Origin of the sequence: Neobacillus sp. D3-1R, assembly GCF_052180215.1 — a bacterium.
GTDB lineage: Bacteria > Bacillota > Bacilli > Bacillales > Cytobacillaceae > Pseudoneobacillus.
The window spans coordinates 1,140,340-1,148,863 of sequence record NZ_CP197471.1 but is presented as its reverse complement, the minus strand read 5'-3'; the positions used below and the strand labels follow the sequence as shown (position 1 = coordinate 1,148,863).

8 protein-coding genes are annotated in these 8,524 nt (G+C 34.0%); 2 read left to right on the top strand and 6 right to left on the bottom strand.

Annotated elements, in window-relative coordinates:
• Positions 1-95: 95 nt before the first annotated feature.
• The 4 genes from ACSBPO_RS05780 to ACSBPO_RS05765 all read right to left on the bottom strand — a co-directional run bounded on the left by ACSBPO_RS05780 (position 96) and on the right by ACSBPO_RS05765 (position 5,209).
• Positions 96-713, bottom strand: a complete 618-nt coding sequence (locus ACSBPO_RS05780; protein ID WP_442599115.1) for a TVP38/TMEM64 family protein — start codon at positions 711-713, stop codon at positions 96-98.
• A gap of 46 nt (positions 714-759) precedes the next feature.
• A complete protein-coding gene (locus ACSBPO_RS05775; protein WP_442599114.1) occupies positions 760-1,695 on the bottom strand; it encodes an LCP family protein in 936 nt (311 codons plus the stop codon).
• 157 nt (positions 1,696-1,852) lie between these two features.
• The gene (rsgA, locus tag ACSBPO_RS05770) at positions 1,853-2,914 is read right to left on the bottom strand and encodes a ribosome small subunit-dependent GTPase A (protein WP_442599113.1); all 1,062 of its coding nucleotides are present in this window, start codon (positions 2,912-2,914) and stop codon (positions 1,853-1,855) included.
• Between the two features lie 300 nt (positions 2,915-3,214).
• Complete coding sequence (locus tag ACSBPO_RS05765) at positions 3,215-5,209, bottom strand: S9 family peptidase (RefSeq protein WP_442599112.1); 1,995 nt, start codon at positions 5,207-5,209, stop codon at positions 3,215-3,217.
• A 264-nt stretch (positions 5,210-5,473) separates the two neighbouring features.
• Between ACSBPO_RS05765 and ACSBPO_RS05760 the strand changes: the two genes are divergently transcribed.
• Entirely contained in the window at positions 5,474-5,842 is a 369-nt protein-coding gene (locus ACSBPO_RS05760) for a hypothetical protein (RefSeq protein WP_442599111.1), read from the top strand.
• A gap of 22 nt (positions 5,843-5,864) precedes the next feature.
• Here the strand turns inward: ACSBPO_RS05760 and ACSBPO_RS05755 are convergent, their stop codons facing one another.
• Positions 5,865-6,449 carry a competence protein ComK gene (locus ACSBPO_RS05755; RefSeq protein WP_442599110.1) on the bottom strand — a complete coding sequence of 195 codons (585 nt, stop codon included), beginning with the start codon at positions 6,447-6,449 and terminating at the stop codon, positions 5,865-5,867.
• 177 nt (positions 6,450-6,626) lie between these two features.
• Between ACSBPO_RS05755 and ACSBPO_RS05750 the strand changes: the two genes are divergently transcribed.
• On the top strand, positions 6,627-6,863 hold the full coding sequence (locus ACSBPO_RS05750) for an IDEAL domain-containing protein (protein ID WP_442599109.1): 237 nt from the start codon (positions 6,627-6,629) through the stop codon (positions 6,861-6,863).
• Between the two features lie 128 nt (positions 6,864-6,991).
• On the opposite strand, the gene ACSBPO_RS05745 is transcribed toward ACSBPO_RS05750, so the two are convergent.
• Positions 6,992-8,266, bottom strand: a complete 1,275-nt coding sequence (locus ACSBPO_RS05745; RefSeq protein ID WP_442599108.1) for a M48 family metallopeptidase — start codon at positions 8,264-8,266, stop codon at positions 6,992-6,994.
• Positions 8,267-8,524 lie beyond the last annotated feature (258 nt).

Here is an 8,524-nt window from a genome sequence, read left to right as displayed (position 1 = left end):
TCATATTTTATCTATTAGTATCTTACCACACAAAAGACACGAATACATGTTCGAGCTACTGACAAATAAAGTAAAAAAAGCGCATAGCTGCGCTTTTAACTTAATTGATGATTTTTTTTACTTTTTGAATTTAATCTTAATTCAATTCGTTTTCCTATATACCATAATAGAAAGATTACAACAGCTACTATTGCCGTTCGAAGTGGCTGAGTTATTAACGAACGAATATCATATCCGATAAAACTAATGATAAAAATCATTACCATTTTTCCAGATAGAACAGCTAGCATGTATTGGGCAGTGTTAATTTTTGATAAGCCAGCCACAATATTCACAACCGCTGATGGAGTAAATGGGAAACAAAGAAGAATAAATAATGGACCGAATCCGTGACGTTCAACCCAACCCATTAATTTTTGAACTTGAGAATGTCTTTGTAAAAAAGAGAAGAACCGTTTTTGACCATACTTTCGAAAAACAATAAAAACGATAAATGCTCCAGCACATGCCCCAATCCAGGAATATAGAAATCCAACCCACAAACCAAAAGCACTCGCATTTGCCATAATAAATAAAAATAGAGGTAAAAAAGGAAGGAATGCTTCAAGCATTGGTAAAAATATTCCAGGTAATGGTCCCAATGCTCGATACTCTTGAATTAATTTCATGATATTTTCTAAAGTTAACCATTCTCTTAGCGTATTAAAATCCATTTATTTATACTCCCTTTTAAACCAAGCATGTCCTATTTATTTTCCCCTAAGGTTGTTTAATAAACTCATGAAGTGCCGTTTTATTTACTTCCTCGTCTATCCAAAGGACAGCTCCCACTCCTTCAATTCTTCTGTTTTCAAATGACCCGTCCACAGGAATACGAAGTGTTGGGATATTTCCTCGATCACCAGATAAGAAATCCTTCCCCATAAATAATATATTGGTTGTATTTAAATTAGTATTTACAAATGGTTTTACTACCCCTACCAGCTTTGGCAGTTTAGGGATCTTCTGAATACTTGTTAATTGATTAGCAACTTCTTTGATAACCTTTTGTTGTCTTTCCACTCGACCAAAATCTCCAATGGCATCATGACGGAACCGTACATATCCTAATAAATGCTCACCATCTAAATATTGCTCCCCTGGTTCTAATGTGACGCCAATTCGTTCAGACATTTTCTTTTCAACGTCAACCTTGACGCCCTTCGGGAAAGCTTCATCAATAACATGAACAAACCCTTGAAAGTCGACTATTGCATAGTATTGTAAATCGATATCAAAGTTATTTTTTATCGTTTCCCGCAATAATTCCGGTCCGCCAAAAGCAAATGCAGAATTTATTTTATTGTAGCCATGATCCGGTATATTTACATACGTATCACGCATGATGGATGTTACTTTAAAGGTACCCTTGTCTTCATGATAATGGGCAATCATAATCGTATCCGCCCTAGAAGGTTCGTCTCCCCTTGCATCACTGCCTAATAAAAGAATATTGGTTCCACCATACTGATCCTTATCTCCATTAAATTCATATTTAACTTGTTCAGGTGCCTTTTCCTCTGTTTGTGAAATCCCTTGCTTATATTGAAAATAAGAGTAAACCATTGTTCCCAAAAACAGGAGCCCAATGAGTAATAAAATTCCTCTTAATCTAACTCTTCGCCTTCTTTTTTTCATATGTTTTTCTGATCTCATGTTAATCAGTCCTATCCTTTACATTCTTAATTATTATTTGTATTATTTCTCCACCCAATGTAAATACTCTAACCTCTTTACTATTAAAAGTTCAAGAAAAATATGTATAAACACAAATAAAAACCTCTTTTTGAAAAAGAGGTTTTTCCTTTTTTAGTTAAATTTTACTTTTTATTTTCATTTGCTTACTGATATTTTTCCAATGTTTTTTTTCATCTGATTGGGCCTTTTTATCCACTTTTCGATCTAAATAAGCTAATTCTTTTAAAAGCTTTTTATAACTATATAAACGTTCCTCTGGTAAATCACCTGATTCGATCGCCTGATGAACCGCACAACCTGGTTCTTTCTCATGCTTACAATCACGGAAACGACATAGTGCAGTTAGATGCTCGATGTCGGAAAAGCTCTCTGATAATCCTTCATTGCTTTCCCAAAGCTGTAATTCTCGCATCCCTGGAGTATCAATCAAAACTGCTCCATTTGGCAATAAAACCATTTCGCGATGTGTAGTCGTATGCTTCCCTTTATCATCACCCACACGGATTTCCTGAACAACTTGTTTTTCTACTCCTAGAAGGATATTGGTTATCGTGGATTTTCCTACTCCAGATGAACCTAGTAAAGCTACTGTATTTCCTGGCTGTAGATATTGCTGAACATTTTCAAGACCGCTATTTTCTAAAGCACTAATCGCTATAATAGGGACTCCTAAGGCAATAGATTCAACCTCTTTTATCTTTTCATCAACATTTTCGCAAAGGTCAGCCTTACTTAAAATAATGACTGGATTCGCTCCACTTTCCCAAGTTAACAATAAATATCTTTCTATTCTGCGTAAATTTAAATCCTCATTTAAGCTATTTACTAAAAATATAGTGTCCACATTTGCTGCAACAATTTGTTCCTCTGTCACAAGTCCAGCCGATTTTCTAGAAAATTTACTTTTTCTTGGTAGGATAGCATGGATAGTACCACGATTTTCGCTTGTTCTCTCCTGGATAACAACCCAATCCCCTACAGCAGGATAATCTTCTCTAGCAGTTGCCATAAAGGCAAATTTTCCGGATACTTCACAAAGTGGTTCTCCATTTTCAGTCCAAACGCGATACATTCTTTTATGCTCAAGTGCTACCCTTCCTAAAGTGTAGCCCTGCTCTAAATATGGGTTAAAATTTTCTTTTATTTGTTCATTCATACCAATTAAGTTTAAGTTCAATTTTTGTTCCTCCAATATGCTTTTTTCACTTTTTTTACATAATAAAAAACCATAGGCACGCACAACCCATGGTTTTAATAAGCATTAGAGGACAAAAAGATTCTAATTAACTGTATTAACGCACAGATGGGCTATGCAACGATATTCAACAATGAGATATTGATTTAATTTACTCATTACACGTCACCCACCTTTCAAATAATTAATAGTAGTATATGCTATATTTTGAAAAATGTAAACCCAATATATTCCTAAATTTCAAATAAATACTTCAGCAAATAATGCTGAAGCATTTTTTGTTTATACGTACTGGTTAAACCAGTCTTTAATAGCATTTAATCTTTCTAGTCGAAGCTTTGGATGACCACTTCTTGAAAGTTCATGATTGGCTTCAGGGAAGCGTAGAAATTTAGTTGTTTTATTTTGTCTCTTTAATGCAATAAACAGCTGCTCTGCTTGCTCGATTGGGCAGCGATAATCTTTTTCACTGTGTAAAATTAATAATGGAGTTTTTACTTGGTCTACGTAAGCAAGTGGTGAATGCTTCCATAGAGTTTGAATATCACTTAGGTCTGATTGGACTTGCCACTCGGTAAAGTAATATCCAATATCACTTACGCCATAAAAACTAATCCAGTTTGAAATGGAACGCTGTGTAACAGCAGCCTTAAATCGATCGGTATGACCAACAATCCAGTTTGTCATAAATCCGCCATAACTTCCTCCAGTAACACCCATACGGTCTTTATCTAAGAAAGTAAACTTCTCTAAAGCAAAATCTACTGCATTCATTAAATCGTTATAATCATTTCCACCATAATCGCCTCTAACGGCATTCACAAATTCCTGTCCATAACCATGACTTCCGCGCGGGTTTGTAAATAATACAGCAAAACCTTCGGCAGCAAGTGTTTGGAACTCATGCATATAGCTATTTCCATACATTGCATGTGGACCACCATGTACTTCTAGTAATAAAGGATATTTATGATCTTTATTAAAATTAGCGGGATACATTAACCAGCCTTGAACGTTTAGACCGCCTTCACTTTCAAATTCGAAGCTTTCAACTGGAGACAGAGATATCTCTTCCAATACCTTTTCATTTACATTCGTTAATCTTTTAAGCTCACCTGTTGTTATTTTTAAAGAATATAAATCACCAGGATGGTCTGGCTTACTAATAGCTACTACTGCAAGGTCATTTCCATCAATGGATACCCCATAAACATGTTGATTATCTAATAACGCTGGATAAATTTCACCATTTAAATTCCCATAATAAAGTGCGGTATTTCCATTGTCAGTTGCTTGGAAATAGAAGCTATGATTATCGTTTGCCCAGAGAATTCCCACGTTGGCTACGCCTTGTTGGAAGTCGCCAATCGTATAATCTCCTACTATAACATCCCACTCATTTGTTAAACAGGTATGCGTATCCTCCTCTAAGTCATAAATCCAAAGCTTTGTAAGGGTTGCATTTTCAAATTCTCTATTGTGTCCTGTCATAGCTAAATAACGTCCATTAGGAGACCATGTAACTCCTCCAAAAAACCCGTCGCTATTCGTTTTTTTATGTAATTCTTTTGTAGATACTTCTAGAAGAAATACATCCATTAAAAAAGAATCATCCCGGTTTTCAGTTAAGTCCCCAGCCACGGCAATATAGGTTCCATCAGGAGACCAGCATTGTAGGTGCAGGTCAGCTTTACCAGATGTTAATTGTTCAACATCTCCTGTTGCAATATCTATGATTCCAATTTGTCTGTATGTACCTTTCCAGAATCCTTCTGCATCTGATTTATATTTCATCTGCTCGACAACTAATGCAGTAACTTCCTTTGCCTTTACGTCATCTTTTTTCTTTTCCTTTTGCTCTAAATCTTGTATATCTTGACCTTCTTTTAAGGAAATAGAAAATGCCAATTTTTCACCATCCGGTGAACAAATAAAATGACTTACACCATTTTCAAAAAAGGTAAGCTGACGTGCTTCCCCACCTTTTTCTGACATAAGAAATATTTGCATACTGCCTGTACGATTCGATAAAAAAGCAATCTTGTCCCCATTAGGTGACCACTTTGCATTTTGGTTACGATTGTTCCCAAATGTCCATTGAGCGGCTGGTGTATCCTCCGTCAAATCTTGGATAAACAAATTAGATGTATAGGCTTGTTTTTCTTCATCCATGGATGTTACTACATAAAGGCATTTCTTTCCATCAGGTGAAATCAATGGATTTGCAACTGATTTCAATTGGTACAAGTCTTTAGGTTCCATTCCTCTTTTGACCATTCTTTTCTTCCCCCTAAAAAGCATAGAAAATTATTTCGACAACAGAAATAATTTTCCTGCGTAAATAATTAAATTTTTTCAGTCCAAAAATAAAGATATGTCTTTATTCCTAATTAAAAGATAATTATTGCAAAAGTTTAAAAGTTACTACGAAAAATTTTAGACAAACAAAATACTTTTTCATAAGGGAAGAATCTTGCTTTCACGCCATTTTTCTTGTATGATTTATACGAACAAACGTTCTTAAAAGAAAGGAGACTTTTCATGACTCGTATACCAGAAGCTGAAAGAGATATCATCGAAAAAGCCATTTATTTGCCGATGGTATTAATTGTATTAAATCGAGACTTATTAGTTTTTGAGAAAAGTCCATTCAAACTAAGAAAGCCCTATTTAGAATTAATTGAGGAAGCAATGAAAATGATTCAAAAAGAATTATATGAAGTCAAACAATTTTTAAGAAAAAATCAAATACAAGTAAAAGAAATAAATCGTGACGAATCGTTTACCATGTTCTCCTTTCTATATAAAGGCTATGAAGAACAGCATAATTATTTTAATCCAAGAATACGTAACAAAGTACAAGAGTTAATGGAATATTATTTGTTTAAAAGATATCTTCACCAAGGTTAATTTTATTGAAGCCTATTTACCCTTATTCAAAAAATTGCGGTTCTTTTCTTAATAGGAATTTTCCATACTCGTCCTTACTTTCTGATGCTGCCATATACTTTGGAGTATGAAGATAAAAATATGCTCTTCTTTCCATCTCATTCATTCTCTGATTGAGTTTTGTTCTTAAATGAGCTGTACGAATAACTTGATTGTTAAATGATCTTGTTGAAATGGGTACTTCAAAAGTTTCCTTATTGCGAAAAATGACATTCGTATGATTAGGTGAAGTTTGACGATATTGCAAAACATGTTCGTGTGAAATCCAAATACATTCAGGCTGGCTCGGAGAAGTGGTGGGGAAGAAATAAATGGAATTTGTGGGGTCAATGGCAATTGGGGCTTTGTGAGTAATCCCAGTTAATTTTCTACAACCTTCTTTACGACCTTCGTAACTGCTTCCGAAGAATTCACAACTGGTTTTTATGATTTCAAACGGCTTAAACGGCGAGAGAATTTCATCCTCTAATTCATAAATCTTGGAATAAGTCTTACTGCCATAAAGAACTGGGATAATTAACATTGTGCAGGGATTAATTTCATATTCTTCTATAATTTTATCTTTCAAAATATTCAACTCCTTTCTTTTATGACAACATCATAACATTCATGTTTAAAATATTTTAACAATTTGTGAAAGATTGCTAAATTTGACATAAAAAATATTTTCTGAAAATTATAAATTTTTAGTTGATATTGTTCATTGAATTCCATATAATATAAAAAAGCATCAGGGGGGATACACATGAAGGATAAATCCTATTCAAATTTAATGAAAACCGGTGCTATGAATCGTCAGCTTGAAAAAGAAGCATTTGTCCAAAATTTATACATTGAAATGTTTTTAAGAGAAATCCAACTCAATTCCGAAAAGGAAAAGCTCCAAAAACAAATTGATGCTGCGATTGATCAGCGCCAAAAAGATGTATTTATGAAATTATCCAAACAACTTAACGAACTAAACAAACGTTTCGGTACCTAGGGAGAGACTTAATATTAAATCGGAGGAATTTAACATTTCTTATGATTAACACGGAACATTTTACTTTTACTCATAAAAAATAGGCTCACTATTCAGATGACTGAAAAAGTGAGCCTATTTTTTATTTTTTATTTTGATGTTCTATGTTCTAATTCGTATTCCTCAATTCTTGAAATCCTCTCAAGCATGGTTGGGTGACCGTATCGGAAAATCTTCACTAATAACGGAGGGTTAACCTGGCTCAAACCTGAACGAGTTAGCTCTTGAAAACCTGTAATGGCACTTTCTGAGTCTTTTGTCATTTCTATCGCATATTTATCTGCCCTTGCTTCTTGATAGCGGGATACAAAATTGGACAACGGGCTAGAAACAAACATTAATATAGATAAAACCATTAATATTAAAGGGAGTGAACGAATATCTGCTACACTTGAAATTTTCAACTCTCTTCCCCAGTTAGTAACGACCCAATTTATGATACGATACGTTAAATAGAGGCCAACTAAAGATAGAAGCAAATATCCAGCAATTCCAAAATACAGATGTTTTTCGACATAATGGGCCATTTCATGTGCCATGATAAAAAGAATTTGATCATTATTCAAGCGATTCAAAGTAGTATCCCAAAGAACAATTCTAGAGTTAGATCCAATTCCTGTCACATAAGCATTTAAAGCATTGGTTTTTTCCCCCATATTTACTTCATAAACATGATCAGCTGGGATATTCGCTTCACTGGCTAGTGATAATATCTGTTTTTCTAGTTCTTTATTTTTTAAAGGGTAGAAATCATTATACAAAGGATCAATAATTACAGGCTGTACAAACATTAGAAACAATGTAAACGGCACTGAAAGAATCCATGCAAACAACCACCACCTTTTCTGGCTCTTTTTAATTAGCCAATAAAGAACAACGACTATAATAAGCATCATTCCATAGTTAATCCAAAAGTCGATTAACTCATCTTTCATCCAAGAGGCAAAGCTCTGGGTTGATATATGATAGGTTTTAGATAACGAGTAACTAATATAGCTTAGCGGAAATGTAGCTATATATGCAAAAAGAGATAACCAAATCAGATAGATAGCTTTCTGAAAAAAACGATTCTTTGTTGTCTCCTCCGCCCATTTCTTAAATGCGTTTGAAAGACCAATAATTAGAATGAATAAATAGAACAGCCATTCAAACGGAGTCGATAGAAAAAACAATAAATTTCTAATTTTGGAGTATTCTTCACTAAGCATCAATTCGCGCCCATTTAAAAATGTAGCAGGATCGGCCTTTGAACCTTCATATTCAAACGGAAGGCTTGTATCTGCGAAATAAAATAGGTACCAGTAAAAAAATAATCCGTATAGTGTGTAAGCTATAACGGAATATATACCCATTTTCCTTACCATCTTTAGACCCCCTCTTTGTCCAACCTTCTATTTTAAGTTTAGTTAAAAAATGATTTTTTAGAACAATATTATAGATTTTTTAAATTACCTACTGAAATCATAAAACCTAAAAAAAATGGTAAACCAAAAATATCTACCCTGTGTCCGCAAAAAATGAGAGAAAACATTTATAGGACCTATAATCCGTTATTTATAAAAATATCGGTGTTTTCTTATTCTTATGGGACAAACGAACCGCTATCGAGGTAAAAAGTGACC